This is a genomic window from Paenibacillus sp. 203, assembly GCF_037027525.1.
Classification (GTDB): domain Bacteria; phylum Bacillota; class Bacilli; order Paenibacillales; family Paenibacillaceae; genus Paenibacillus; species Paenibacillus polymyxa_B.
The window spans coordinates 1-202 of the sequence record NZ_JAXCHD010000119.1 but is presented as its reverse complement, the minus strand read 5'-3'; the positions used below and the strand labels follow the sequence as shown (position 1 = coordinate 202).

Sequence of the window (202 nt, the reverse complement as noted above, 5' to 3'; positions counted from 1 at the left end):
ACGGTACCAAGTTAGAACCTAGATACGATCAGGGTGGTATCCCAAGGATGCCTCCTCTCAAGCTGGCGCTCAAGATTCTACGGCTCCCACCTATCCTGTACAGATCGTACCCAAATTCAATATCAAGCTGCAGTAAAGCTCCATGGGGTCTTTCCGTCTTGTCGCGGGTAACCTGCATCTTCACAGGTATTAAAATTTCACC

At 48.5% G+C, this 202-nt stretch carries 1 rRNA gene; it reads right to left on the bottom strand.

Annotated elements, in window-relative coordinates:
• Positions 1 to 202 (bottom strand): 23S ribosomal RNA (locus WA407_RS26675); the annotation flags it as partial.